The 23,292-nt window shown below is 67.3% G+C and carries 24 protein-coding genes and 1 pseudogene; 8 read left to right on the top strand and 17 right to left on the bottom strand.

The genetic code is table 11. The features are described from left to right. The first annotated feature begins 84 nt into the window (after window positions 1-84). Complete coding sequence (locus tag DKT77_RS15985; protein WP_109812669.1) at window positions 85-732, top strand: DUF3047 domain-containing protein; 648 nt, start codon at window positions 85-87, stop codon at window positions 730-732. A 30-nt stretch (window positions 733-762) separates the two neighbouring features. Here DKT77_RS15985 and DKT77_RS15980 read toward each other — a convergent pair whose 3' ends face one another. Beyond that, window positions 763-1,416, bottom strand: coding sequence for a hypothetical protein (locus DKT77_RS15980; protein WP_109812668.1), 654 nt, complete (start codon window positions 1,414-1,416; stop codon window positions 763-765). Window positions 1,417-1,612: 196 nt separating this feature from the next. Between DKT77_RS15980 and DKT77_RS15975 the strand changes: the two genes are divergently transcribed. Beyond that, complete coding sequence (locus DKT77_RS15975; protein WP_109812667.1) at window positions 1,613-2,278, top strand: NAD(P)-dependent oxidoreductase; 666 nt, start codon at window positions 1,613-1,615, stop codon at window positions 2,276-2,278. Between the two features lie 19 nt (window positions 2,279-2,297). Continuing rightward, window positions 2,298-2,606 (top strand): hypothetical protein, encoded by a 309-nt coding sequence (locus tag DKT77_RS15970; RefSeq protein ID WP_146205023.1) that lies wholly within the window; start codon window positions 2,298-2,300, stop codon window positions 2,604-2,606. Between the two features lie 15 nt (window positions 2,607-2,621). On the opposite strand, the gene DKT77_RS15965 is transcribed toward DKT77_RS15970, so the two are convergent. From DKT77_RS15965 to hemF, 3 genes are all read right to left on the bottom strand, one after another. Beyond that, window positions 2,622-3,209: a PEP-CTERM sorting domain-containing protein gene (locus DKT77_RS15965; protein WP_238547949.1), complete on the bottom strand. Its 588-nt coding sequence runs from the start codon at window positions 3,207-3,209 to the stop codon at window positions 2,622-2,624. Window positions 3,210-3,429: 220 nt separating this feature from the next. After that, a complete protein-coding gene (locus DKT77_RS15960; protein WP_109812664.1) occupies window positions 3,430-3,789 on the bottom strand; it encodes a nuclear transport factor 2 family protein in 360 nt (119 codons plus the stop codon). A gap of 34 nt (window positions 3,790-3,823) precedes the next feature. Continuing rightward, a complete protein-coding gene (gene hemF, locus DKT77_RS15955; RefSeq protein ID WP_109812663.1) occupies window positions 3,824-4,726 on the bottom strand; it encodes an oxygen-dependent coproporphyrinogen oxidase in 903 nt (300 codons plus the stop codon). Between the two features lie 110 nt (window positions 4,727-4,836). Between hemF and DKT77_RS15950 the strand changes: the two genes are divergently transcribed. Next, window positions 4,837-5,214, top strand: coding sequence for a hypothetical protein (locus tag DKT77_RS15950; protein WP_109812662.1), 378 nt, complete (start codon window positions 4,837-4,839; stop codon window positions 5,212-5,214). Between the two features lie 76 nt (window positions 5,215-5,290). Here the strand turns inward: DKT77_RS15950 and DKT77_RS15945 are convergent, their stop codons facing one another. The 3 genes from DKT77_RS15945 to clpS are packed head-to-tail and all read right to left on the bottom strand — an operon-like array spanning window position 5,291 to window position 7,480. Further along, on the bottom strand, window positions 5,291-6,118 hold the full coding sequence (locus DKT77_RS15945; RefSeq protein WP_109812661.1) for an SDR family NAD(P)-dependent oxidoreductase: 828 nt from the start codon (window positions 6,116-6,118) through the stop codon (window positions 5,291-5,293). Continuing rightward, the gene (locus DKT77_RS15940; RefSeq protein ID WP_109812660.1) at window positions 6,115-7,134 is read right to left on the bottom strand and encodes a class I SAM-dependent methyltransferase; all 1,020 of its coding nucleotides are present in this window, start codon (window positions 7,132-7,134) and stop codon (window positions 6,115-6,117) included. The genes DKT77_RS15945 and DKT77_RS15940 overlap by 4 nt, the downstream gene beginning before the upstream one ends. 25 nt (window positions 7,135-7,159) lie before the next feature. Further along, window positions 7,160-7,480 (bottom strand): ATP-dependent Clp protease adapter ClpS, encoded by a 321-nt coding sequence (gene clpS / locus DKT77_RS15935; RefSeq protein ID WP_109812808.1) that lies wholly within the window; start codon window positions 7,478-7,480, stop codon window positions 7,160-7,162. A 137-nt stretch (window positions 7,481-7,617) separates the two neighbouring features. On the opposite strand from clpS, the gene DKT77_RS15930 reads away from it, so the two are divergent. Further along, on the top strand, window positions 7,618-8,313 hold the full coding sequence (locus DKT77_RS15930; RefSeq protein ID WP_109812659.1) for an HAD family hydrolase: 696 nt from the start codon (window positions 7,618-7,620) through the stop codon (window positions 8,311-8,313). 247 nt (window positions 8,314-8,560) lie between these two features. Continuing rightward, window positions 8,561-10,144, top strand: coding sequence for a D-alanyl-D-alanine carboxypeptidase family protein (locus tag DKT77_RS15925; protein ID WP_238547948.1), 1,584 nt, complete (start codon window positions 8,561-8,563; stop codon window positions 10,142-10,144). Between the two features lie 648 nt (window positions 10,145-10,792). On the opposite strand, the pseudogene ccoS reads toward DKT77_RS15925, so the two are convergent. The 9 genes and pseudogenes from ccoS to ccoN all read right to left on the bottom strand — a co-directional run. Next, window positions 10,793-10,945: pseudogene (gene ccoS, locus DKT77_RS15920) on the bottom strand (cbb3-type cytochrome oxidase assembly protein CcoS); the annotation flags it as partial. Beyond that, entirely contained in the window at window positions 10,945-13,254 is a 2,310-nt protein-coding gene (locus tag DKT77_RS15915) for a heavy metal translocating P-type ATPase (protein WP_109812657.1), read from the bottom strand. The pseudogene ccoS and the gene DKT77_RS15915, both read right to left, overlap by 1 nt. An 11-nt stretch (window positions 13,255-13,265) precedes the next feature. After that, window positions 13,266-13,721 (bottom strand): FixH family protein, encoded by a 456-nt coding sequence (locus DKT77_RS15910; protein WP_109812656.1) that lies wholly within the window; start codon window positions 13,719-13,721, stop codon window positions 13,266-13,268. Beyond that, entirely contained in the window at window positions 13,721-15,202 is a 1,482-nt protein-coding gene (gene ccoG / locus DKT77_RS15905) for a cytochrome c oxidase accessory protein CcoG (protein ID WP_109812655.1), read from the bottom strand. The genes DKT77_RS15910 and ccoG overlap by 1 nt, the downstream gene beginning before the upstream one ends. 80 nt (window positions 15,203-15,282) lie before the next feature. Then, window positions 15,283-16,161, bottom strand: coding sequence for a LysR family transcriptional regulator (locus tag DKT77_RS15900; RefSeq protein ID WP_238547947.1), 879 nt, complete (start codon window positions 16,159-16,161; stop codon window positions 15,283-15,285). Between the two features lie 296 nt (window positions 16,162-16,457). Continuing rightward, entirely contained in the window at window positions 16,458-17,375 is a 918-nt protein-coding gene (gene ccoP / locus DKT77_RS15895) for a cytochrome-c oxidase, cbb3-type subunit III (RefSeq protein ID WP_109812653.1), read from the bottom strand. Further along, the gene (locus DKT77_RS15890; protein ID WP_109812652.1) at window positions 17,372-17,593 is read right to left on the bottom strand and encodes a cbb3-type cytochrome c oxidase subunit 3; all 222 of its coding nucleotides are present in this window, start codon (window positions 17,591-17,593) and stop codon (window positions 17,372-17,374) included. Before DKT77_RS15890 ends, ccoP begins: the two co-directional genes overlap by 4 nt. A gap of 12 nt (window positions 17,594-17,605) precedes the next feature. Beyond that, complete coding sequence (gene ccoO / locus DKT77_RS15885; RefSeq protein WP_109812651.1) at window positions 17,606-18,331, bottom strand: cytochrome-c oxidase, cbb3-type subunit II; 726 nt, start codon at window positions 18,329-18,331, stop codon at window positions 17,606-17,608. 13 nt (window positions 18,332-18,344) lie between these two features. After that, window positions 18,345-19,946, bottom strand: a complete 1,602-nt coding sequence (gene ccoN, locus DKT77_RS15880) for a cytochrome-c oxidase, cbb3-type subunit I (RefSeq protein WP_109812650.1) — start codon at window positions 19,944-19,946, stop codon at window positions 18,345-18,347. A 213-nt stretch (window positions 19,947-20,159) separates the two neighbouring features. On the opposite strand from ccoN, the gene DKT77_RS15875 reads away from it, so the two are divergent. Then, window positions 20,160-20,999, top strand: a complete 840-nt coding sequence (locus DKT77_RS15875) for a universal stress protein (RefSeq protein WP_109812649.1) — start codon at window positions 20,160-20,162, stop codon at window positions 20,997-20,999. A gap of 92 nt (window positions 21,000-21,091) precedes the next feature. Here DKT77_RS15875 and fnrL read toward each other — a convergent pair whose 3' ends face one another. Further along, the gene (gene fnrL / locus DKT77_RS15870; protein WP_109812648.1) at window positions 21,092-21,841 is read right to left on the bottom strand and encodes a transcriptional regulator FnrL; all 750 of its coding nucleotides are present in this window, start codon (window positions 21,839-21,841) and stop codon (window positions 21,092-21,094) included. Window positions 21,842-21,902: 61 nt separating this feature from the next. On the opposite strand from fnrL, the gene hemN reads away from it, so the two are divergent. Continuing rightward, window positions 21,903-23,258 (top strand): oxygen-independent coproporphyrinogen III oxidase, encoded by a 1,356-nt coding sequence (hemN, locus tag DKT77_RS15865; protein ID WP_109812806.1) that lies wholly within the window; start codon window positions 21,903-21,905, stop codon window positions 23,256-23,258. The last annotated feature ends 34 nt before the right edge of the window (window positions 23,259-23,292 follow it).

Genomic DNA, 23,292 nt, shown 5'->3' with positions numbered 1-23,292 from the left:
CGCAGGAGTCCTGCTGCTCACGCAAGCGTGGCTTGTGCGGTGCGCGGCGATGCGCGAGCACGACCAGACAAACCGGAGGCCCAGATGATCAATTGCACCCGCCCCGCCCTCCTTGCACTGTCGCTCGCGCTTGCCACCGGAAGCGCCGCCGCGGTGGACTTCACCGGCTGGACGGAACAGCGATTCTCGCTGTTTTCCAGCAACGACTACCGACAGGCTGGCGACCGGCTGGGCGTGCAGTCAGACGGGTCGGTGTCGCTGCTGTGGACGCGCCTTCCCGAGGCGCAATGGGGCGCGCAAAGCGCGAGCTGGCGCTGGAGCGTGGAGAACAGCGTCCCGCCAACCGCGCTGGAGCGCAAAGGCGGCGACGACCGGAATCTGTCGCTGTATTTCGTCTTCCTGCCGCGTGCGGTGGCCGAGCGATACCGCGACAGCAACATCCGCGCGCTGCTGGAGGCCGAGGAGGCCCGCGTGCTGATGTATGTCTGGGGCGGCACGGCGGCGCGCGGCACGATCCTGCCCTCGCCCTATCTGGGTGCGCGCGGCAAGACGGTGGTGCTGCGCGGCGCGGGCACCGGAGCCCATGCCGAGCAGGTGGATCTACAGGCCGATCTTGCGCGCGCCTTCGGTGCGGGCACCGAGGGGATGCTCGTCGGTCTGGCGGTGTCGGCGGACAGCGACGATACGGACAGCCGAATCAGCGCCGGGATCGCGGGGCTGTCACTGGACTGATAGCACGGTAAGGTGCCGACGACCGGCAGCCTAGAGACCGAACAGACCGCCGAACATCTCGGTCTCGCGCCCGCCTTTCAGCGTGTCCCGCGTCACCGGGACCACGTTGTTCATCTTCACACGTCCAACGGGGACCATGAAGCCGGTCTTCAGCAGATTGGCTGCGATGGCCGGGTCGCCATAACGGCGCATCCCGATCAGGTTCTTTTCCGTCTCGCCGATGTAGTCGAGGCCCAGCGCCTTGCGCAGCAGCGTGTCGAGGTCCGTGCGGGCCTGCACGCTGCGGTTCAGCGCCGGAGGCAGAGCGCCTATCGCGATGAAAAGGCTGCTGTCGGGGGCAGCGTCCGTCTCACCCGCATCGCGCCAGCCCGCCTCCAGTTCGAGATCAAGCGCGGCGGCGGCCCGGGCGTAGTAGTGGTCGATGTCCGCGTCATCCACTGCCACGTCCAGCGCCTGTTTGAACGCGCCCCGGTACCCGCCGTAGGTCGGGCTGACATAGACCGTGTAGAGGCCGCGCCGCTTCAGAAGGAAGCAACTGTAGAGGTACTTGGTGCCGATGCGGTGCAGCGTCTTGTCATTTCCCCTGAGCCCCGGAAGGGAAAGACTGGCCGGCGGCAGCAGCACGCCCTGCCGCTTGAGCGTATCGGCGAAGTCCCTTGCGATGATCGTCGTGTCCTGACCCATGACGCTGTACCCCCCTTGCGCGGCGCGCGGGCCGCACCAGAGCGTCGCACGAACGCGGCCCCGGCCCAAGTCGGGTTTCGCGGACGTGGCGGCCGTGGCTTTGGGGCGCGGCCAGGCAAGCGAGGGTCGCCGTGGCAGCGGGGCGGCCACGCCCTAGGTGGGATCCAGAGCAGACAAGTAGGCATGGAGAAGTGGTATGGCGACGGAAACCGGGGCGGGCCCGAACGGGCCGGTGGTGGTGCTGGGCGCGACATCAGGCATCGGCGCGCTGGCGGTGGACGAGGCGCTTGCACGAGGGCTGACGGTGCGGGGCTTCGCGCGCGGTGCAGCAAGCCTGCCCCAGCGCCCGGGGCTGGAGCCAGTGGCGGGCGATGCGCGCACGCCAGACGATCTGTCCCGCGCGCTAGAAGGCGCGGGGGCAGTGATCTATGCGCTCGGCGTCAAGGAACGGCCCGCGATGCTGTGGCAGCACGAGACGCTGTTTTCCGACACGACCGCCGCGCTGCTGGACGCGATGGCGGCAACCGGCGTGCGGCGACTGGTGGCGGTGACGGGTTTCGGTGCCGGACGCAGTCGCGACGCGATGAGCCGCCTCGAACGGCTTGGGCATGGCGCGATCCTTGGACGGGTTTATGACGACAAGTCCCGGCAGGAGGCGTTGATCATGGAAAGCGACACGGACTGGACAATCGCGCGCCCGGTGATCCTGACACGCGGCGCGCGTACCGGCAAAGCGCGGGTGCTGCGCGATCCGTCGGAATGGCGCAACGGTCTGATCCCGCGTGCGGACGTGGCGGCCTACCTTGTGGACGCGGTGACGGGCGATATGGACATCCGTCGGGACGTTGTCCTCGCCCGCTAGGCGCGGCGTTGGACGCTGATTGCGGCATTTCAAGGTTTCTGGGCCGCTACCGGTTCATGTTTGCCCTTCGACACCCCATATGTTGGGGACCGTGGGAGTTTTCCCGCAAAATGCAAAGGTCGATCTGATGAACATGTTTTCCATGAAACCGAAATTCGACCTCGCCGCGTTTCTTGCCGAACCGGCTCCGAAAGGGGCTGCGCGCTCCAAGGGCGCGCGGCGCCGCAATGCGCCGTTCCAGCGGTCCGGCGACACTGCCGCGCCTGCCGCGAAAGACGCCACCGTAACGGGCGAAACGGATCGGCCGGAGACCGACCCCAAAAGTTGACCACCCGCGCGTGGGTCAGGCGGCGGGCTGGCGCCGCCTGCGATACGCCAGCCAACCGAGCGGCCCGAGCGCGATCAGAAGCAGCGGCAGCGCCGCCGGGACCGGGATTGCCGACATTGGGGCCGCTGGGGCGGGTGCCCCGGTCGGCGCGAGTGGATTGAAGGACACGGTCGCGTTGCCGGAAGTCACGCGCAAATGCACGTACACTTTCTGCCAAAGCGGGTTGCTATAGGACAGTTCGAACGCGTCGGTCACGCTGTAGCCGGTGACAGCATCGTGCCAGCCGTAGCCGAAATCGCCCCCACCGGCGTTCACGACATTGGTCGCCATCCCGTCCGGCATGCAGGACCACGTGTTCCACTGGTTCGCGTCCGGCCCGCAGCCATCCCCTGAAAACGCGGCCGCGTAGGAAAACGAGGCATAGCTGGACGTGCCGGGCACGCTGACCGGATCGACGAAGACACTGGCGCTGTCGGTGTCAGGGAATTCGAGCACGATCCAGTCGTTCTGCCCCATCTGGACGCTGGTGACCGTCGCTGCGGCCGCGGAAACGGGGATCGCCGCGAGGACCAGCAGGGCAGCGGCGCGAAGCAGTCTAAGCATGGGCATGGCCTTTCGTCCCGGCGGATGGACCGTGGCGCGCACAGGATATCCCGGCGCAGACCCATCCGGCTTATGGACAGGATTACGGCGGGCGGAACGGCAGGCGCAATCGCCCGGACGGATGGGTCGGCCTGTCTTTCCGGTGGTCCACGCCCCATCGGTCGGGGTTGATGCTCCAGATGTCGCTGCCGGGCCCGCCTTTCGGCGGGCGCAGCGTGGCCTAGCCGCCGTAGTAGAACTCTTCGCGGACGATGCGGCCGTCCGCCACGGTGTAGATCCCCACCTCGGCCATCTGGGAGCGTTCGCCGAACATCGTGGTGTCGATGCGGAAGATCACCGCGAATCTGTCATCGCCATGCAGAAACGGACCCTCGACCTCGGCGGAATGGACCGTCGCGTTCTCGGCCCACCAGGCGTGCTTGGCCCGGATCGCGTCAAGGCCGACCGCCTCGCGCCCCTCGCCCATGTCGCGCGGTTCCACCGACACGGCGGTGTCCGCGTAAAGGCGGGCGAGCATGTCGCTCTCGGTTCCGGACCGGCAGCTTTCGACGAGATCGGCAGCGATTTCGGACAGGGTCATGGCGGTCTCCTCCGCTAAATGTTCACGCCCTGTTCTACACCCATTTCGCAAGCGGCGGAAGGCTCATCAGCACGGCATTCGCGTCGTGGCCAGTTTCGAGACCGAATTTCGTGCCCCTGTCATAAACCAAGTTGTACTCGGCATAGAGCCCGCGATGGACAAGCTGCGCGTCGCGGTCGGCATCGGACCACGGATCGTCGCGGTGCGCCTCGACCGTGGGCAGGTAGGCGGGCAGGAAGGCGCTGCCGACGGCTTGGGTAAAGGCGAAATCCGCCTCCCAATCGCCGGTGTTCAGATCATCGTAGAAGATACCGCCGACGCCCCGCGCCCGGCCCCGGTGCGGGACGAAGAAATACTCGTCGGCCCAGGCCTTGAAGCGGTCGTAGTAGTCTGCCCCGTGCGGCGCGCAGGCCTCGCGCAGGGTTTCGTGGAAGGCGGCCGTGTCGGCGTCGTACTCGATGCAGGGGTTCAGGTCGGAGCCGCCACCGAACCACCACGCGCCTGGCGTCCAGAACATGCGGGTGTTCATGTGCACAGCCGGGCAGTGCGGGTTCTGCATGTGGGCCACAAGGCTGATACCCGACGCCCAGAAGCGCGGATCGTCCGCCATGCCGGGAACACCGCGCGCGGCCATCGCCTTCTGCGCTTTTTCGCCCAGGCGGCCATGCACGGTGGAGACGTTGACGCCGACCTTTTCGAACACGCGGCCGCCGCGCATGACGCTCATCAGCCCGCCGCCCGCGTCGCTGCCGTCGTCCGACGCGCGGCGGGTCTCGCTGACCTCGAAACGCCCGGCGGGCAGGCCCGCGGTGGGGCCGCCTGTCTGGCTGTCCTCAAGCGCCTCGAAGGCGTCTGTGATCCGGTCGCGCAGGGTGCGGAACCACGCGGAAGCTCGGGTCTTGCGGTCGTGAAACAGGTCTGTGGTCGTGTCGGTCATCGGCTCTGGCTCTCCTCGCTTGAAGCCGGTCTAGCAAAGCTGCGCGGGCGGCGCCATGCGCGCTTTGCCCCTGCCGTGCGGCGCGCTAAGGTTGCATCAAGGAGGCAGCGATGCGGCGAGTTGCGATGATCTTGGTGCTGGGGGCAGTGCTGGTGGGCTGCGCGGGGCCGCGGGGCCAGTGCAGCCGCGCGGTGGATCAGGAACTGGCCCAGCTGGACCGGCAGATCGCCCTGTCGCGTGAGGCGCTGCGCACCGGCAGCCGCGAGGAACTCCTGCGCCCGCGTGTCACTGTGGGGGTGCAGGTCTGCGGCAGCCCGTCGGCCAATGTCGGGATCTGCGCGGACACGACGCGCCCGCCGCAGCGCGCGCGGGTGTCGATCGACCCGGCGCAGGAACAGCGCGTGCTGAACGATCTTATGGCCCGCCGCGCAGACCTGCTGGCTCGCGCCGACCGGGACATCGCGCAATGCGTGGCCGACGCGCGCTGACCTCGGCTGCCTGGGCCTGCCGCGCTCCCGCAGACAGGCGGCGCCTCGGCGCGGGCCGGGGTTCGGGCCGCCGCCGTCAGTGCGCGGGTGCGTTCACCGGGTCGAGCAGCGTGCGCCCACCATCCACGGTCAGAATCTGCCCGGTCATGAACCCCGACCCTTCCGAGGCGAGAAACTGTACCGTTTCGGCCACTTCCGACGGGCGGGCGATGCGCGACATCGGAGTATGATCCACAATATCGGACCGAAACGACCTGTTTTCCTTCAGCTTGTCCTTCAGCGACGTGGACATGACCGACCCGAAGGCCACCGCGTTGACCCGGATCCGCGAGGGCGCCAGCGCCACCGCCAGCGACCGGGTCATCTGGTCAAGCGCCGCGGTGGACACCGAAAACGCGAGAAGCTGCGGATGGGTGCGACGCGCCGCGATGGACGACAGGTTGATGATTGATCCGGCCGGGCGGGTCGAGGCCTCGTCCCCCTCGGCCGCCGCCGCTTCGCTTTGCGCGATCATGCGCTTGGCTGCCAGTTGCGACAGCCGCAGCGAGATCATCAGGTTCTGCTGCAACTGCTGTTCCACCGTGTCGTCGAGGTCCAGCATCTGCCCTGGATCGGTGGCCACCACCTGACGCGACGCGTTCACCAGGATATCAAGCCTGTCGAACTTCTCGATCGTGGCGGACATCAGGTTTGCCAGCGTCAGCCGTTCGCGCAGATCGCCCGCGAAAAAGGCGGCGGCATCGCCGTCCACAACATCGGAGAGTTCCTCTTTCAAGCGCGCCTCATCCATGTCGGCGAACATCACGTTCGCCCCGGCCTCCAGCAGGTGCCGCCCGATGGCGAGGCCGATGCCGTTTGCGGCACCTGTGACGATGGCGGTCTTGCCTTCGACGGAAAAGCTCATCTTCTAGCCCCCTTGCGGGTCTGGATCGGGCGGCTGGCATGGAGGATCTTGAAGGCGGCCCCGCCGCCGAGATCCTGCCAGTCGCGGAACAGGGTTTCGAGCGCGCCTTCATAGGGCAGATGCCGGTTCGCCACCAGCCAAAGGTGCCCCTGCGGTGCAAGTGACGCCGCGGCGGCGGCGATGAATGCCTGCCCCAGCCCGGGATCGCCCGCCCGCCCGGTGTGGAACGGCGGGTTCATCACCACTGCATCAAGCGGCGTCTCGGCGCGCCAGCCCGTCGCGTCGGCCCAGTGCAGACGGACGCGCGGATCGGCGACGTTGCGCCGCGCGGCCTCCAGCGCGATGTGGTCCGCCTCCACCATGTCGAGTGACGCTACGCCGGGCCGGGCGAGGATCTGCGCCGACAGCCAGCCCCAGCCCGCGCCGAGGTCGGCGATGCGGGCCGGAAGTCTGGCGGGCAGCGCCGCAGCCAGCGCAGCGGAGCCGGGGTCCGGTCCGTCAGCGGAAAACACCCCCGGCCCGGTCACGAACCCGTCCGGCAGCGCGGCGGCGGGCCGCGCAAGATCGGCGAGCCGATCCGCGCCGATGCGCCCGCAGATCACGCGCCCATGCGCCTTGGTCAGCGTTTCGGCCCCGTCCAGCCGCCCGCGCAGCGCGCGCCACAGACTGTCGATCCCGTCGGTCTTGGCACCGTCCAGCACCAGCACCCCACCCGGCGCCAGCCGTGCGGCGGCGCGCGCCGCCCAGTCCTCGGCGCGGGCGCGAGCGCGCGGAACTGCGACAATCGCCAGATCGAAGGTCGGCGCATCGGGCCCGTCGGAAATATCGGGCTCCACCGCCCGCCCCATCGCGGCAAGCCTGTCATGGTCGGGCTGAAGCGGCTGTACGAACCGCGCGTCCGGAAAACTCTGTGCCAGCGCGCTGTCAGCATCGGCGCCGATCACAAGCGTGCGCGCATCCCCGGGCGCAGGGATCAGGCCCTGCGACAGGGCCGCATCGAGGCGGGCTTCGGACATGGGCGCGGCAACCGGCGGCGGCCGGTTATTCCTTTTCCATCGTGCATTGCAGCGGGTGCTGGTGGCGGCGCGCAAAATCCATCACTTGACCAACCTTGGTCTCGGCCACCTCGAACGAGAACACGCCGACCACGGCGACGCCCTTCTTGTGCACGGTCAGCATCAACTCGAACGCCTGCGCATGAGTCAGCCCGAAGAACCGTTCGAGGACATGCACGACGAATTCCATCGGCGTGTAGTCGTCATTGAGGATCAGCACCTTGTAGAGCGGCGGGCGCTGCGTGCGGGTCCGCGTCTTGGTGACGGCACCAACCTCGTCGTCCGGTTCGGGCGGCTTGGCGGCTATGGTCGGCGGAAAAGCTTGCAATTCCATACTCCACGGTTTTCACATCCCCGGCGTGGCGTCACCATATAAGCGACGGGCCGGGTCTGAAAAGGGCTTGTGCGCCAGGCCGCGCCCCATGCCGGACGAAGGAGCCACGGATGCACCGGATCACGACGATCGGTTTCGATGCCGACGACACACTTTGGCACAACGAACACTATTTCCGCCTGACCGAAAAGCGATTCGCGGACTTGCTCCGCGACCATGCCGACCCGGACCACCTGACAGAGAGGCTGCTGGCGGCGGAGCGGCGCAACCTCGGGCACTATGGGTACGGCATCAAGGGCTTCATGCTGTCAATGATCGAGACGGCGATCGAGATCACGGAGGACCGGGTACCCGCCCGCGTGATCCGCGAGATCATCGAGGCCGGGCAGGAGATGCTGGCCCACCCGATCGATCTGCTGCCACATGCCCGCGCGGCGGTGGAAGCGGCGGCCGACACCCACCGCGTGCTGCTGATCACCAAGGGCGACCTGCTGGACCAGGAACGCAAGCTGGCGCAGTCGGGACTGGGCGATCTGTTCCACGGGGTCGAGATCGTGTCGGACAAGACCCCGCCGGTCTATGCCCGAATCTTCGCCGATCACGGCGATGGGCCGGAGCGGGCGATGATGGTGGGCAATTCGATGAAGTCCGACGTGCGCCCGGCGATCGATGCGGGCGGATGGGGCGTTTTCGTGCCGCACGGCCTGTCCTGGGCGCTGGAACATGCCGACCCGCCGCTCGGCCATCCACGCTATCGCGAGATTCCGGACCTTGGTGGGCTCGTGGCGCTTTTGCAACAGGGCTGACCCCAAAGACTTGGGCTGCCGCGCGCGCCCACCGCGACATATGTGCAGGTGTGCCGGTGCGGACCCGCTGTCAAAAAAACTTGGCTGCCCCAGCGTCCGCATAGCGGGAATCCGATGCCCGATCAAAGATTTCTGTGCTAGTCTTAATGTACAGGCAACTATGTCGACCGAAAAATCGGCGGCGGGCAGCAATATAGGCAGGTGACTCATGCAGCGGCTTACGCGATTCGCCCGGGGGTGGGCGGTGATGATATGCGTGGTACTGGCGGCGGGGGCAGCGTCGGCGGCGCCCTACGCGGCCATGGTGATCGACGCCCGGTCGGGGGAGGTGCTGCATTCGCGCAATGCGGACACCCGCCTGCACCCGGCCTCGCTCACCAAGATGATGACGCTTTACGTGGTGTTCGACGCAGTCGAGCGCGGCGAAATCTCCCTAGACACGCCGGTTCGGGTGTCACGGAACGCGGCGTCCAAGCCGCCGTCCAAGCTCTACCTGAAGGAAGGGCAGCGGATTCAGCTCCGCTACCTGATCAGGGCCTCGGCGGTGAAATCGGCCAATGACGCAGCCGCCGCGCTGGCGGAGGCGATCTCGGGCTCCGAAGCCGCCTTCGCCGAGCGCATGACCCGCACCGCCCGCGCGCTCGGGATGAACGACACCACCTTCAAGAACGCTCACGGGCTGACCCAGTCGGGACACCTGTCCACGGCGCGCGACATGACCACTTTGGGCCGCGCGCTGTTCTTCCATTTCCCCGACTACTATCATCTCTTCTCGCGGCGGTCGGCCGAGGCGGCGGGCAAGACGGTCTACAACACCAACCGCAAGCTGCTGGCTGCCTACAAGGGCGCCGACGGGATCAAGACCGGCTATACCCGCGCGGCAGGCTTCAACCTCGTCGCTTCGGCGGAACGGGGCAACAAGCGCATCATCGCAACGATGTTCGGCGGCAGTTCCGGCGCGGCCCGCAACGCGCGGGTGGCCGAACTGCTGGACATGGGCTTTCAACGCGCGCCGACTCGCGTGGCGATGAACCCACCCTCGCGGCCGAACCTGACGATGATCGCGCGCGGCAACCCCGTGCGCAGCGGCGGCAGCCTGCAACTGGCAGTGGCCTCCAGTGACCGGCCGGTGCCGCGCCCGGTACGCGCCGAGGCCGTCATCGCCGCCGTCGCCGCCAGCGTGAGCGAAAAGCTGGGCGCCCAGACCGACGGGCAGAGCGCGGGCGTCGCTGCCTCCACCGCCGCGCTGTCCACCGACGCGATCGTGGCGCAGGCACTGCTGCCGGACGCGGCGGCGCAGGCCGTGCCAGACGCACTGCCCGAAGGCGTGGCGGGCGACGCCGCGACCGCGCCGGCCGACACGGGCGGCACCGGCGCGCCGGGTGCGGGCGTCGAACTTGCCTCGGCCGCTGCGGCGTCGGCACCGGGTATCGCCGCAGCCACGGCAACGGCGACCGCCTTCGCCACGCCCGTTTCGCCTGCGCCGCCGCCGCGCCCTGCGGTCATCACCTTCTCGTCCAAGGGTGGCAGCGGCCCCGAGATCATGCCCGAACAGCGCCCCGAAACGGTCGTCGTCGCGCAGGTGTCCACATCGGACGGGGGCAACTGGGGCATCAGCGTCGGCACCTATGCCAGCCGCTACGAGGCCGAGCGCATCCTGCTGCGCACTGCCCTTATCGAGATCGACACACTGGATACGGCGCTGCGCAAGGTTGTGCACAGCCAGCGCGGTTTCTCGGCACAGTTCACCGGAATGGACGAACGCAGCGCGGCGCTGGCGTGCCAGCGGCTGAGCGCGCGCCAGCAGCGCTGCGAGACGGTCGGTCCCTGACGGGTTCCTGAGCCCGCGACTATGACAGCGGGGCGCGCGGCCTGGACGCCGCCGCCCCCCTTGCGTCCCCATTGCCGTCCGCCACACCGGCCCGCGCGCTTCCACCGCCCGCGCGCGGGCTCCGGGCGGACCACCTGCCCGCCCTGCCCTACGGCACGGCGGGCTTTTTCATGCGCGCGGCCCGAAGTGGCGCTGTCCAGGCGCCGGGCGAACCGCTTGCTGTCGGGGCCTGTTTCGGGCCCGGCGCCGTTTGGTGCTTGTCCGAAACGGACCGTGGCCGTGGTCCGATGCGGGCGAAAGGGCCCTCGATGGCCGGGAGGAAAGCGGCATTAGGGAAAGTCCGGCGCACACCGTTGGGCGGCAGCGCAAGGATGGGCACGCAGGAACGGGCGGATCAGGTCGGTTCCGGGCGAAGGCCAAGTAAGGCCAGAGCGGCCGGTCTGTTTGCCATGGCCGAGCGCGCGACGCCGCGCCGACCGGAGCGGAAGCAGCGGTAAGGCCAGCCACAATAGGGACCGGCCGCAGGCCGACATGATGTCCGCATCCAGTCAATGTCTCGCACCGCGTCCGCGCGTCCGGCTATTCCTTGCCCTGCCCGCCACCCGCGTCGTCGCTACTGTCCGGGCGGGTATCATCGCTCCGGTCGGGGCGCGGGGCGTCGTCGTAGTCATCTGTCAGGATGCGGCGGCTGTCACCGTCAGGATCATCATACTGATTGCTGCGCAGCGTCCAGAAGAACGCCAGCAGGCCCAGCCCCCCCAGTCCCAGCGAGACCGGGATCAGGAAACGCAGCACATCCATCAGCCCGCCACCGCCGCCTGGCCGGTCGCGCGCGTGTCCGGCGCGCATGTGCTGTCGGCCGGTGCGCTTCCCGTGCCGCCCGCAGGCGACCGGCGCCCCGCGACCCGCAGCGCGTTGAGCGAGACGGTGATCGAGGAGAGCGACATCGCCAGTGCGGCGATCAGCGGCGTCGCCAGCCCGGCCACCGCGAGCGGCACCGCCACAACGTTGTAGACGGTGGCAATGCGGAAATTCTCGGAAATGCGGCGAGTGGCCTGAACCGCAACCGCTCGTGCCTCGGCCAGCGCGGAGAGGTCACGCCCCAGCAGCACGATGTCGGAGGCCACGCGCGCCGCATCCAGCGCCGAGGCCGGCGAGACCGACACGTGCGCTGCCGCAAGCGCGGCGGTGTCGTTCAGCCCGTCGCCGACCATCAGAACCCGGCCCGGCAGCGCGGCCACCAGCGCGGCCTTCTCGGCGGGCGTGGCGCGGGCCTGCCAGTCGTCGATGCCGACCTGTGCCGCCAGCGCGGCCACCGCAGCGGGCGCATCGCCCGACACAAGCCGCACCGCAAGCCCCTGTCGCTTCAGCCCGGCGACCGCCTCGGCCGCGCCGGGACGGAGGCGGTCCGCGAAGCGCAGCCGGATCGGCGGCGCGTCCCCGACCCGCAGCCAGGTGCTGAGCGCGGCATCGTCCGCCGCGCCGCCCGGCGTTGCCGGTGCGCCCAGCCAGTCGCCGCGCCCCAGCCGCACGCATTGCCCGGACAGTTGCGCCTCTATGCCATAGCCGGGCACCTCGCGCAGGCCCGTGACAGCGGGCAGGTCAAGCGCGCGGTCCTGCGCCGCCTGCGCCAGCGCGCGGGCCAGCGGGTGTGCAGACCCCTGCCCCAGCGCGGCCGAAAGCGCGAGTTGTTCCTGCGGAATGACATCGGCATCTGACAGCGTCGGCGCGCCTCCGGTCAGAGTGCCGGTCTTGTCGAAGATCACCGTGTCCACCGCCGCCAGCCGCTCCAGCGCGGTGCCGGACTTGATCAGCAGGCCACGCCGGAACAGCCGACCCGACGCCGCCGTGGTCACCGCGGGCACCGCGAGGCCCAGCGCGCAGGGACAAGTGATGATCAACACCGCGGCGGCGATGTTCACCGCCTGCCGAAGATCGCCGGTGGCCAGGTACCAGCCCGCGAAAGACAGCGCAGACAGGATGTGCACGCCGGGCGCATAGAGTTTCGCGGCCCGGTCGGCGAGCGAGTTGTAGTTCCCGCGCCCGCTTTCGGCCACCGCCACGAGATCGGTCAGCGCATGGAGCGAGCTGTCGGGCCCGATCGCCGTGGCGCGCAGCACCAGCGGGCCGGTCAGGTTCACCTCGCCCGCGCTGACGGCCATGCCGGGTAGCGCCTGCACCGGCAGCGTCTCGCCCGTGAGCAGCGAGCGGTCGAGTTCCGACGCGCCTTCCGTCACGAGGCCGTCCACCGGCATCCGCCCACCGGGCCGCACCACCACCGCGTCGCCGGGTACTAACGCTGACAGCGGCACGGTTTCCTCGGACCCGTCCGCGCGGCGGCGGATGGCGCGGGGGACCTCCAGCGCAGCCAGTTCCTCGGCGGCGGAGCGCGCAACAGCCCGTGTGCGATGGTCGAGATACCGGCCCGCCAGCAAGAAGAAAGTGAGCATCAGCGCCGCGTCGAAATAGGCATGGTGCCCTGACAGCGCCGTTTCCCAAAGCGAGGTGGCCAGCGCCAGAAGGATCGCCAGCGTGATCGGCACATCCATGTTGAGCTGCCGCGCGCGCAGCGCTGCCAGCGTGTTGCGAAAGAACGGCTGGCCCGCGAAAAGGATGGCCGGAAAGGTGATCGCCGCGCTGATCCAATGGAACAGGTCGCGCGTGGCGTCGTCGGCCCCGGACCAGACCGACACCGACAGCAGCATGACGTTCATGGACGCGAAGCCCGCCACGCCAAGCCGCATCAAGAGCTCGCGCCCGGCGCGGTCGGTTCCGGTCAGCGCCACCGTGTCGGAATCAAGCTCATGCGCCTCGATCCCGATCCCGTCGAGCACGGAGATCAGCGTCTCGGGCAGCGTGTTCGGCTCGGCGGTGACGGTGACGCGCTTGCGGGTCAGGTTGACCCGCGCGGCCCGCACCTGCGGATGGGCGGAAAGCGTCCGTTCAACCTGCGACATGCCCGAGGTGCCTGAAAGGCCCGGCAGCGACAGCATGATCCGGGCCTCGCTGGCGCGCTGCGCGTGGCGGGCCAGCACCTGCGCCGACGGCGTCACCGCGCAGGCGGCGCAGGCAGCAAGGCCGGGGCGTTCGGGCGTGTCGTTCGCGCGCATGGCCTGCCCCGTCACTCCTCCACCAGAAGCGGCAGGCGCTGGCGGAACGTCGTTCCGTCGGCGGCCGTCGCGGTCAGGCGGATGTTCCAGTTTCCCGGTTCCATCTGCGCGGGCGCGCGGAACACGCCGTCCGAATAGGTGAAGTCGGGCGTAAAGTCGTCGCGGACCGAAGTCGCCCAGCCCACCAGCGCGGTCAGGTCGGCCACGTCCGCCGGGCTGCCATCGGCGGCATTGGTGAAGGCGATGCGCAACTCGCCCGGTTCATAAGCGGCGGTCACATCCCATCCCAGCGCAAGCTGGGCGTCGCGCGCGGCGTCATAGCCCTGGCTTGCGTCGTAGGAGTTCTGCACCTCCAGCCCCGAGAAAGTGCGCACGGCGAAGAAGGCCATGGTCAGGTTCACCGCGATGATGATGCCGAAGAAGCCCAGCATCGCGAACAGGACGGTGCGTCCGGTGATCTCGCGCATCAGTCAGCCTTTCCGTTGAAAACGGTGTCCTTCACCGCGCGTTCGCCGCTGATCGTGTCCTCGACCCAGATCTGCAGGTCTGTGACGGCGCGGCTGGCGGCGGCGCTGTCCGGCGGGGCCATGACGTAGACCCGCTGCAGCTTGGTAGAGTCGGCGGGCACCATCACCAGCCCGTCGTCGCTGCCCTCTGCCTCGACGCTCAGCATCGCGTCCGAGGTGATGGTGATCTCGTAGGGTCGATCCTCGCCGTACTTGTTGCGCAGCCGCACGTCATAGGTGTTGCGGATCGTGCCGTCCGACAGGGTGATGAAAACGGGGTTACGCACAGGCGCGACGGTGATCGACAGGTCGGGGCGGATGAACAGCGCGACCATCAGGCCGACACCCACCGCCGCCCAGAGCACGGTGTAAAGGATCGTGCGGGCGCGGAAGATGTGCTTCCAGACCGGGATCTTCGGCTCGCCAGAGCGTTCATGTTCTTCGTCGGTCAGCGCCATGTAGGAGATCAGGCCGCGCGGCTTGCCGATCTTGTCCATGATCTCGTCGCAGGCATCGATGCACAGCGCGCAGGTGATGCATTCGAGTTGCTGGCCGTCGCGGATGTCGATGCCCATCGGGCAGACGTTCACGCAGGCGTTGCAGTCGATGCAGTCGCCAAGGTCGGTGGGGGCCGTGGCCTGCCCGCCCGCCGTGGCGGTTCGGGTTTCTGCGGCGACCTTCTCGTGTTGCCGACGGTGCTTGCCCCGCGGCTCGCCGCGCCAGCTGCGATAGGCGACGGTGATCGTGTCCTCGTCCATCATCGCGGCTTGGATGCGCGGCCACGGGCAGGCGTAGATGCAGACCTGTTCGCGCATCAGCCCGCCGAACACGAAGGTCGTCGCGGTCAGCAGCGCTACGGTGGAATAGGCCACAGGGTGCGCGTTGAAGGTCACCAGGTCCACCAGCAGCGTCGGCGCGTCGGCAAAGTAGAACACCCACGCCCCGCCGGTCGCCACGGCGATCAGCATCCAGACCACCCATTTGGTGATCCGCAGCCGCGCCTTCCGGGCGTCCCATTTTTGCCGCAACAGGCGGATGCGCGCGTTCCGGTCACCCTCGATCCAGCGTTCGACAAGGATGAAAAGATCGGTCCACACAGTTTGCGGGCAGGTATATCCGCACCAAACCCGCCCCAGCGCGGAGGTAAACAGGAACAGGCCCAGCCCGGCCATGATCAGCAGGCCCGCGACGAAGTAGAACTCGTGCGGCCATATCTCGATCCAGAAGAAGAAGAAGCGCCGATTGGCGAGATCCACCAGCACCGCCTGGTCGGGCAGCCCCGGCCCACGGTCCCAGCGCAGCCACGGCGTGACGTAGTAAATGCCGAGCGTAACCAGCATGATCAGCCACTTGAGGTTCCGGAACCGACCCGACACCCGCTTGGGGAAGATCGGTTCGCGGGCGGCATAAAGGTTCGGCGGCGGCGTTTCGGTCGAGCTCATCAGCGGATGTCCGTGGCAGAGGTTGCGTTATGCTGTATCTCGCATGGGCATTTGCATAGGTAATTGACCTGCATCAAACGTCACCCCACCGTGACAGCTTGTCCACCGGCCTGTCGTCGCAGCCAGGCGGTGAAGGCCCGCGCGGCAGGGCGGGGCACGCCGGGTGACGTTACGATGTGATAGCCCGCGCCGGGCGTGGCATCCTCGTACAGCACCAGAAGCCGCCCGCTGGCGATGTCGGATTCGGCGAAGGCGCGCGCGGTGGCAGCGATGCCGTCGCCCCTGCGGATCGCTTCGAGCACGAAGTTGCCGGGCAGATGAGTCATCCGTCGGGTGCGCCGTTCCGTCACGCCGTGCCGGGCAAGCCAGGTCGTGACCTCGTCGGTGCCCAGTTCCTGCAGCCAGGGCAGGTCCAGAAGGTCCGACGGGCCGTCGATGGGCCGGTCGCCGATCAGATCGCGCGCGGCAAGGATCACGATGTTCGTCTCGATCAGTGGTTCCACCGCGAGGCCCGGCCAGCGCCCGTCGCCGAAGCGGATCGCCACATCGAACCCGTCGCGCCCGACCTGCACGAGGTCCGGCGAGGGGTTGATCATCAACTCGATGTCCGGATGCCGGGCGCGGAAGTCCGACAGGCGCGGCATCAGCCAGTTGGCGGCGAAGTTCGGCGTGGCCGACACCTGCAGCGGGCGGTCGTTCTCGGCCTCGCTCAGCGCATCGAGCGCGGTGCGGATGTCGCCGAACGCTCCCAGCAGCACCGTGGCAAGCGCCTGCCCGTCCTCGGTCAGTGCCAGCCCGCGCCCGTCGCGACGCACCAGCGCCACGTTCAGCCGCGCCTCCAGCGCGCGAACGTGCTGGCTGATCGCGGCATGGCTGACATTGAGCGCCGCTCCCGCCCGGCTGGCCGAACGTGTTTCGGCCAGCGCCGCGAAGGCGCGCAGGGCAGTCAGCGGCGGCATGTCCGTCCATCGCATCTGTAAGCCTGACTTACCGGTTGGAATTCTTCCTGACTCGCAGGTTCGCAACGGATCACCAATAAGAAAAGGGTCGAAACCCGCTGCAAGGAGGCTCAGCCATGTTCATGACTGTCGCAAAATCCATCATGACCGCAACCCGCACCCCGGCACCGGCCCCGAAGCGCAGCTCGCAGGCCGCGCGACCGGAGGGCCCAGAAACACGCACGCCGCATCCCCGTTAAGAGACGCGGCGCGGCTGGCCGGACCGGGGCCCGCGCGGGGCCCCGGAAAGCGCTGGATCATTCGGATTCTGTCACGCCGCCGCCAAGGCCGTGCACATAGGTCGCCACTGCGGCCACCTCTGCATCGGTCAGGCGCGCGCCCATGTTCGGCATCACGCCGTAGCGGCTGTAGGTCACCGTCTCGATGATGGTGGCCAGATCCCCGCCGTAAAGCCAGATCGCGTCATTCAGCGCGGGTGCCCCCATGTCCACGTTGCCGCTGCCGTCTTCCATGTGGCAGGCGGCACATTCGTATTGGAAAGTCTCGGCACCGAGCTGGGCTAGTTCCGGGTCGATCGCGTCACGCCCATTGATGGTGTAGACGTAATGCGCGACCTGTTCGATCTCTTCCTCACTGAGGATCTCGCCAAACACCGGCATCTCCGAATAGCGCGCGTCGGGGTCGTCCTCGTTCCGGATGCCGTGCATGACGGTATACTGGATCGCGTCCGCTGTCCCGCCCCAGAGCCAGGCATCGTCCAGCAGGTTGGGAAAGCCGACCGCACCCGCAGCACCGGAACCGTGGCACTGGCTGCAATGGGTCCGGTAGACCGCCGCGCCCTTGTTGACCGCATATTGCTGAAGCGTCGGATCGTCGGCCACGTCGGTGATCGCCACCGAAACAAGCTGTTCGTTGATCGCTGCGTTCGCAGCCTGCGCGGCATCGAGTTCCTGCGCAAGCTCGCCACGCGTGGAGTAACCCAGAATGCCGCTCGTCGCGCCGCTGATCATCGGCCAGGCCGGGAACGCGATGGTATATCCGATGCCCCAGACGATGCAGGCATAGAAGGTATAAAGCCACCAGCGCGGCATCGGGTTGTCGTATTCCTCGATCCCGTCCCACGAATGGCCGGTGGTCGGCACGTTGTCGAGATGCGCCTGTGCGTCCGGTACCTTGCGGTCGACCGGTTTGACCTTGTCGGTATTGTCGCTCATGACCGCGCCTCCTTGCGGCTGTCGCGGTCAGGCTGCGCCTGCCGCGTGCCCGGTTCATCCGCCGGGCCATTGTCGTGACGAAAGATGATGTCGGCAGTGTCCTGGTAGCTGTCGCGCCGCCCTGTGAGCACCCAGATCACGGTGGTCACGAAGAACACGAACATCAGGATCAGGCCGAAACTGCCCATCACCTCGCGCAGAAAGACATAGGTTTCCATCGCGCGCGTCTCCTAGCGGCTGGCGTCGGGCGTGAAGGTCGAGAAATCGACCAGCGTCCCGAGCATCTGCAGGTAAGCGACCAGCGCGTCCATTTCGGACACCCCCGGTTCGTTGTCGAAGTTGCGGGTCTGCGCGCCGGGATAGCGTTCCAGCAAGCCGTCCCAATCGCCGTCCGGATCGGCCTGAACCAGGAAATCGGCGCGGGCGGTTTCGATCATCTCGTCCGTGTAGGGCACGCCCAACAGCTTGTGCGTGGCCAGCTTGTCGGCCACGTATTCGCCGTCGATCAACGTGTTCGCAAGGAACGCGTATTTCGGCATGATCGATTCCGGCACCACCGACTGCGGGTCGCGCAGGTGGGCGACGTGCCACGCATCCGAATAGCGCCCGCCGACACGCGCGAGGTCGGGCCCCGTGCGCTTAGATCCCCACTGGAACGGACGGTCGTACATCGATTCCGCCGCAAGGCTGTAATGACCGTAGCGTTCGATCTCGTCCCGCATGGGACGGATCATCTGGCTGTGGCACACATAGCAGCCTTCGCGGACGTAGATGTCGCGCCCTTCGAGTTCGAGCGGGGAGTAAGGGCGCACGCCCTCCACTTCCTCGATCGTGTTCTCCAGGTAGAACAGCGGCGCGATTTCCACGATGCCCCCGATCGTCACCACGATGAAGCTGAAGACCAGCAGCAGCGTGACGTTCTTCTCGAGGATCTTGTGCTTGTCGAGAATGGACATGTCCCCTCGCTCCTTATTCTGCCGGGGCCGCGGCGGGGGACTTGGCCGCAGCCTCGCCCCGCGTTGCGGTCATCCAAAGGTTGTAGGCCATGATCAGTGCGCCGGTGACGTAAAGCGCCCCGCCCATCGCCCGCACGACATACATCGGGAACTTGGCCGCCACGGTGTCGGCGAAGGAGTTCACGAGGAAGCCGTTGGCATCGACTTCGCGCCACATCAGACCTTCCATGATGCCGGTCACCCACATCGAGGCCGCGTAGAGCACGATGCCGATGGTGGCGAGCCAGAAGTGCCAGGACACGAGGCTGAGCGAGTAGAGCCGCTGGCGGTTCCACAGGCGCGGCACGAGGAAGTAGAGCGCGCCGAAGGTGATCATTCCGTTCCAGCCAAGCGCGCCGGAATGGACGTGACCGATGGTCCAGTCGGTGTAATGCGACAGAGAGTTCACCGCGCGGATCGACATCATCGGGCCTTCGAAAGTCGACATACCGTAAAAGCCGATGGAGACGACCATCATCCGGATCACCGGGTCGGTGCGCAGCTTGTCCCAGGCGCCCGACAGCGTCATCAGGCCGTTGATCATGCCCCCCCAGGACGGCATCCACAGGATGATCGACATCACCATGCCCAGCGTCGAGGCCCAGTCAGGCAGCGCGGTATAGTGCAAGTGGTGCGGCCCGGCCCAGATATAGAGGAAGATCAGCGCCCAGAAGTGGATGATCGACAGCTTGTAGCTGAACACCGGGCGTTCGGCCTGTTTCGGAACGAAGTAGTACATCATGCCCAGGAAGCCCGCGGTCAGGAAGAAGCCCACGGCATTGTGGCCGTACCACCACTGGGTCATGGCCCCCTGCACGCCCGCCATCACCTCGACCGACGCGGAGCCGAAGATCGACACAGGGATCGCAAGGTTGTTGACCACGTGCAGCATGGCCACGGTGATGATGAAAGCGAGGTAGAACCAGTTCGCCACGTAGATGTGGGGCTCCTTGCGCTTGACGATCGTGCCGACGAACACCGCGAGGTAGGCGACCCAGACGATGGTCAGCCACAGGTCGATGTACCACGTGGGTTCGGCGTATTCCTTGGACTGAGTCGCGCCGAGCAGATAACCCGTCGCGGCCAGCACGATGAACAGGTTGTAGCCCCAGAACACGAACCACGCGAGGTTCCCGCCCCACAGGCGCGCCGCTGTCGTGCGCTGCACAACGTAGAACGACGTCGCGATCAAAGCATTGCCGCCAAAGGCGAAAATCACCGCCGATGTGTGCAGCGGCCGCAGCCGCCCGAAGTTCATATAGGGTTGGGCCCATTCGAAGTTCAGTTGCGGAAAGGCCAGCTGCGAGGCGATGAAGGTCCCGGCCAGAAAGCCGATGATTCCCCAGAACACGGTGGCGATGACACCGTAGCGCACCACGCCGTCCATGTAGCCCGACGTGTCGGTTGCCGGCTGCGGTTCACCCACGCGGCGCAGCGTGTAGAGGAACATCACGCCGGCGATGATCATGATAAGAAGCATGTGAACGTTGTAGGCCAGATCGCGCGCGTAGTTCGCGGCGATCGCAGCCGCCAGGGTGATCAGCCCCAGCACAACGAGCTTGAAATAATCGGTCATTTTGGTTCCCTTCTGTGTCCCTTCCGGTCTGATCCGGGCACGGGCCCGGTGTCAGCTTCGGATGACAGGACAGTCGGCCTGACAGTGCGAGTGGATATCTACAGTGGCGACGGCATCAGCCTTGATCCATGTCAAAACCAACGATAGCCCAGAGGGGTAAGGATGCGAGCAGGACGGAAAGTCGCGGTCCCGCATTTCCGAACGGAGGAACCCATGCCCTACAGGACGTTGCTCACGGTCATCTACAGTTCCGAAGCCTGCGCGGCACAGATTGCCGCAGGCGCGCAGCTTGCCCGGCGGCTGGACGCGCATCTCGACATACTGTGCCTCGGCATCGACGAGGTTCAGGTAGGCTATTACTTCGCCGGCGCCGACGCGGTGCTGCAACAGACCAGCATCGCCATGGCCCGCGAAAAGGCGGAGGCGCTGCAGTCAGCGGCCGAAGCCGCCGTCGTTGCCGAGGACGTTCGCTGGAGCGCGCAGGCGATGGTGACGCAGTTCGGCGTGCTGACCGAGGTGGTCGCCCGCGCGGCGATGTTCTCCGATCTCGTGGTGCAGCCGCTGCCGCTGGGCGATCTCGGCGGCGACGCGGCGGTGGCGATCGTGGAAGCGGCGCTGTTCGCCGGGCAGTCGCCCGTGCTGTTGCTGCCAGCTGCGGAGCTGTCCCCCGAGTTTCCCCGACGCGCAGTGGTCGGCTGGAACAGCGGCGTGGAAGCGATGAGCGCGGTGCGCGCCGCCCTGCCCGCCCTCAAGCTCGCCGGATCGGCCAGCGTGGCGATGATCGACCCGCCTCTGCGGGCCGCCGACCAGTCCGCGCCGGGCCAGCGCCTGTGCACGATGCTGGACCGGCACGGCATCCGGGCCGAGGTCGCCCTGCTGCCCAAGACCAAGCCGCGCGTGTCGGACGTGCTTATGGACCATGTCGAAGGACAGGACGCTGACCTGCTGGTGACCGGCGCCTATGGTCATTCGCGCTTCCGCGAGGCGATCCTTGGCGGGGCCACGCGGGAGTTGATGTCACGGGCACGGGTGCCGCTGCTGATGGCGCACTGACCGGACGGCCCACACGCCGACCAGAAGTCAGGACCTTTGCGGGTGCGCGCCTGATCCGCCCGGGCGTTCGCCGGTGCAAGACCGCCCGCAAGTCAGGTCAGCACGCCGCCGTCTGAGTCGTCGCCGGTTTCCTCGATCAGGCGGTCGAGATCGGGGATCACGATATGGCGCTTGCCGCGCAATTCGATCACCCCCTCGCGCTTCAGCGCGGAAATCTGGCGACTCACGGTTTCCAGCGTCAGGCCAAGATAGTCGGCCATCGCCTCGCGGGTCAGCGGCAGATCGAACTCCAGCGCCCCGCCATCAGCCTGCAAGTGAAGCGACGCATCGCGCCGGATGATGATGGCAAGCAGCGTCGCGATCTTCTCGCGCGCGGTCTTGCGGCCCAGCAGCAGCATCCATTCGCGAGCGGCGTCCAGCTCGTCCAGTGTCATCTCGAGCAGGCGCTGGCCGATATGCGGAGTGCGCATCATCAGCGCCTCGAACGGCTTCTTGCGGAAACAGCACAACGTTACGTCGGTCGTCGCGGTCACGTCATAGGCCGCCTCGGCCCGTCCGGGCCGCCCTACGAAATCCGACGGCAGCAAAAGCCCGACCATCTGCGTGCGCCCGTCCTCCATCGTCTGGGACAGGGTCGCGATGCCGCTGACAAGCGAGGCGACGAAATCCATCTCGTCGCCTGACCACACGATGGTCTGCCCCGCCTCGATGGTGCGGTAGTATTTCAGCCCGTCCAGTTCGCGCAATTCATCCGTCTCGCAGCGCGAACAGACGGCACGGTGCCGGATCGGGCAGTCACCGCATTTGATTGACGCGGCAGCGGCCGCAGTTTGGAAGCTCATTTCTTCATCCAGTTGATCCGGATCAATGTCAGGACATGTTGGCACCCGCATGTTTACGCTCATGGACACATCAACTCAACTCTCCAAGCTGGGACTTTTTGACAGCCGGGTGCCCCGGTACACCAGCTACCCGACCTCGCCGCAATTCACGGCGACCGTCGGGGCCGCCGACATGCAACGCTGGATCGGCGCGATCCCGGCGGGAAGCGAGATTTCGCTTTACGTTCATGTCCCCTTCTGCCGCCGCTTGTGCTGGTTCTGCGCCTGCCGCACCCAGGGCACCAGCAACCTTGCCACCGTACAAGCCTATCTCACGACGCTGGAGACCGAGATCGCGCTGCTGAAGGCGCATCTTGCGCCCGGCGTGCGGCTGTCGCGGCTGCACTGGGGCGGGGGCACGCCCACCCTGCTGTCGCCCGACATGATGCGCGCACTGGCGGACAGGCTGTTCGACGTGGCCCCGATGGCCGAGGGCGGCGAGTTCTCGGTCGAGATCGACCCGAACGAGATCGACACCCAGCGGCTCGATGCGCTGGTCGCGGCGGGCATGACACGCGCCAGCATCGGAATCCAGGATTTCGACCCGGATATCCAGGCCACCATCGGCCGGATCCAGCCCTACGACATCACCCGCCGCGTGGTCGAGGATCTGCGCGATCGCGGCATCGCCAGCCTGAATGCCGACATCCTCTACGGGCTACCGCACCAGACCTCGGAAAAGATCGCCGACAGCGTGCTGCGGTTGCTGTCGCTCAGCCCCGACCGGGTTGCGCTTTACGGCTATGCCCATGTGCCGTGGATGGCGCGGCGGCAGGCGATGATTCCGTCCGACGCGCTGCCGACCCCGCAAGAGCGGCTGGCCCTGTTCAATGTCGCGCAAGAGTTGTTCGACTGGGATGGGTACGACGCCATCGGCATCGACCATTTCGCCCGGCCCGAAGACGGTCTGGCACGGGCGCAGCGCGAAGGGCGGCTGCGGCGTAACTTCCAGGGCTATACCGACGACACCGCCGCGGCGCTGGTCGGGCTCGGGGCTTCGTCGATCTCGCGCTTTCCCCAGGGTTTCGCGCAGAATTCAGGCTCCACCGGCGACTACACCAAACGCATCCGCGCGGGCGGGTTCGCTGTGGCGCGGGGTCACGCGTTCCGCGGTGACGACCTGCTGCGCGCCCGCGTGATCGAGGCGCTGATGTGCGACTTCCGGGTCGAGACGTCGGAATTGACCGGGCGGTTCGGACTGTCGCAGGGCGCAGTGGCCGATCTTTACCGTGATGCACTGGACCAGTTCGCAGGCTTCGTGCAACTCACCCCTCGCGGGTTCGAGATTCGCCCGGAAGGCCGCCCGCTGACCCGCATGATCGCGCGCAGCTTCGACGCCTACGAAATGGCTGCAAGCGGACATTCCTCCGCCGTGTGAACGCGCGCCCCGCCGACGGACGGGGCGGCACGCA

The sequence above is a fragment of the Meridianimarinicoccus roseus genome, assembly GCF_003172915.1.
Lineage (GTDB): Bacteria > Pseudomonadota > Alphaproteobacteria > Rhodobacterales > Rhodobacteraceae > Meridianimarinicoccus > Meridianimarinicoccus roseus.
The sequence above is the reverse complement of the archived record's forward strand: the minus strand, read 5'-3'. Positions and strand labels throughout refer to the sequence as shown.

Excerpts from the sequence above, each read along its gene's own strand:
- DKT77_RS15985 (WP_109812669.1), top strand. The coding sequence starts at position 85 with ATGATCAATTGCACCCGCCCCGCCCTCCTTGCACTGTCGCTCGCGCTT.
- DKT77_RS15980 (WP_109812668.1), bottom strand. The coding sequence starts at position 1,416 with ATGGGTCAGGACACGACGATCATCGCAAGGGACTTCGCCGATACGCTC.
- DKT77_RS15975 (WP_109812667.1), top strand. The coding sequence starts at position 1,613 with ATGGCGACGGAAACCGGGGCGGGCCCGAACGGGCCGGTGGTGGTGCTG.
- DKT77_RS15965 (WP_238547949.1), bottom strand. The coding sequence starts at position 3,209 with ATGCTTAGACTGCTTCGCGCCGCTGCCCTGCTGGTCCTCGCGGCGATC.
- DKT77_RS15960 (WP_109812664.1), bottom strand. The coding sequence starts at position 3,789 with ATGACCCTGTCCGAAATCGCTGCCGATCTCGTCGAAAGCTGCCGGTCC.
- hemF (WP_109812663.1), bottom strand. The coding sequence starts at position 4,726 with ATGACCGACACGACCACAGACCTGTTTCACGACCGCAAGACCCGAGCT.
- DKT77_RS15950 (WP_109812662.1), top strand. The coding sequence starts at position 4,837 with ATGCGGCGAGTTGCGATGATCTTGGTGCTGGGGGCAGTGCTGGTGGGC.
- DKT77_RS15945 (WP_109812661.1), bottom strand. The coding sequence starts at position 6,118 with ATGAGCTTTTCCGTCGAAGGCAAGACCGCCATCGTCACAGGTGCCGCA.
- DKT77_RS15940 (WP_109812660.1), bottom strand. The coding sequence starts at position 7,134 with ATGTCCGAAGCCCGCCTCGATGCGGCCCTGTCGCAGGGCCTGATCCCT.
- DKT77_RS15930 (WP_109812659.1), top strand. The coding sequence starts at position 7,618 with ATGCACCGGATCACGACGATCGGTTTCGATGCCGACGACACACTTTGG.
- DKT77_RS15925 (WP_238547948.1), top strand. The coding sequence starts at position 8,561 with ATGATATGCGTGGTACTGGCGGCGGGGGCAGCGTCGGCGGCGCCCTAC.
- DKT77_RS15915 (WP_109812657.1), bottom strand. The coding sequence starts at position 13,254 with ATGCGCGCGAACGACACGCCCGAACGCCCCGGCCTTGCTGCCTGCGCC.
- DKT77_RS15910 (WP_109812656.1), bottom strand. The coding sequence starts at position 13,721 with ATGCGCGAGATCACCGGACGCACCGTCCTGTTCGCGATGCTGGGCTTC.
- ccoG (WP_109812655.1), bottom strand. The coding sequence starts at position 15,202 with ATGAGCTCGACCGAAACGCCGCCGCCGAACCTTTATGCCGCCCGCGAA.
- DKT77_RS15900 (WP_238547947.1), bottom strand. The coding sequence starts at position 16,161 with ATGCCGCCGCTGACTGCCCTGCGCGCCTTCGCGGCGCTGGCCGAAACA.
- ccoP (WP_109812653.1), bottom strand. The coding sequence starts at position 17,375 with ATGAGCGACAATACCGACAAGGTCAAACCGGTCGACCGCAAGGTACCG.
- DKT77_RS15890 (WP_109812652.1), bottom strand. The coding sequence starts at position 17,593 with ATGGAAACCTATGTCTTTCTGCGCGAGGTGATGGGCAGTTTCGGCCTG.
- ccoO (WP_109812651.1), bottom strand. The coding sequence starts at position 18,331 with ATGTCCATTCTCGACAAGCACAAGATCCTCGAGAAGAACGTCACGCTG.
- ccoN (WP_109812650.1), bottom strand. The coding sequence starts at position 19,946 with ATGACCGATTATTTCAAGCTCGTTGTGCTGGGGCTGATCACCCTGGCG.
- DKT77_RS15875 (WP_109812649.1), top strand. The coding sequence starts at position 20,160 with ATGCCCTACAGGACGTTGCTCACGGTCATCTACAGTTCCGAAGCCTGC.
- fnrL (WP_109812648.1), bottom strand. The coding sequence starts at position 21,841 with ATGAGCTTCCAAACTGCGGCCGCTGCCGCGTCAATCAAATGCGGTGAC.
- hemN (WP_109812806.1), top strand. The coding sequence starts at position 21,903 with ATGGACACATCAACTCAACTCTCCAAGCTGGGACTTTTTGACAGCCGG.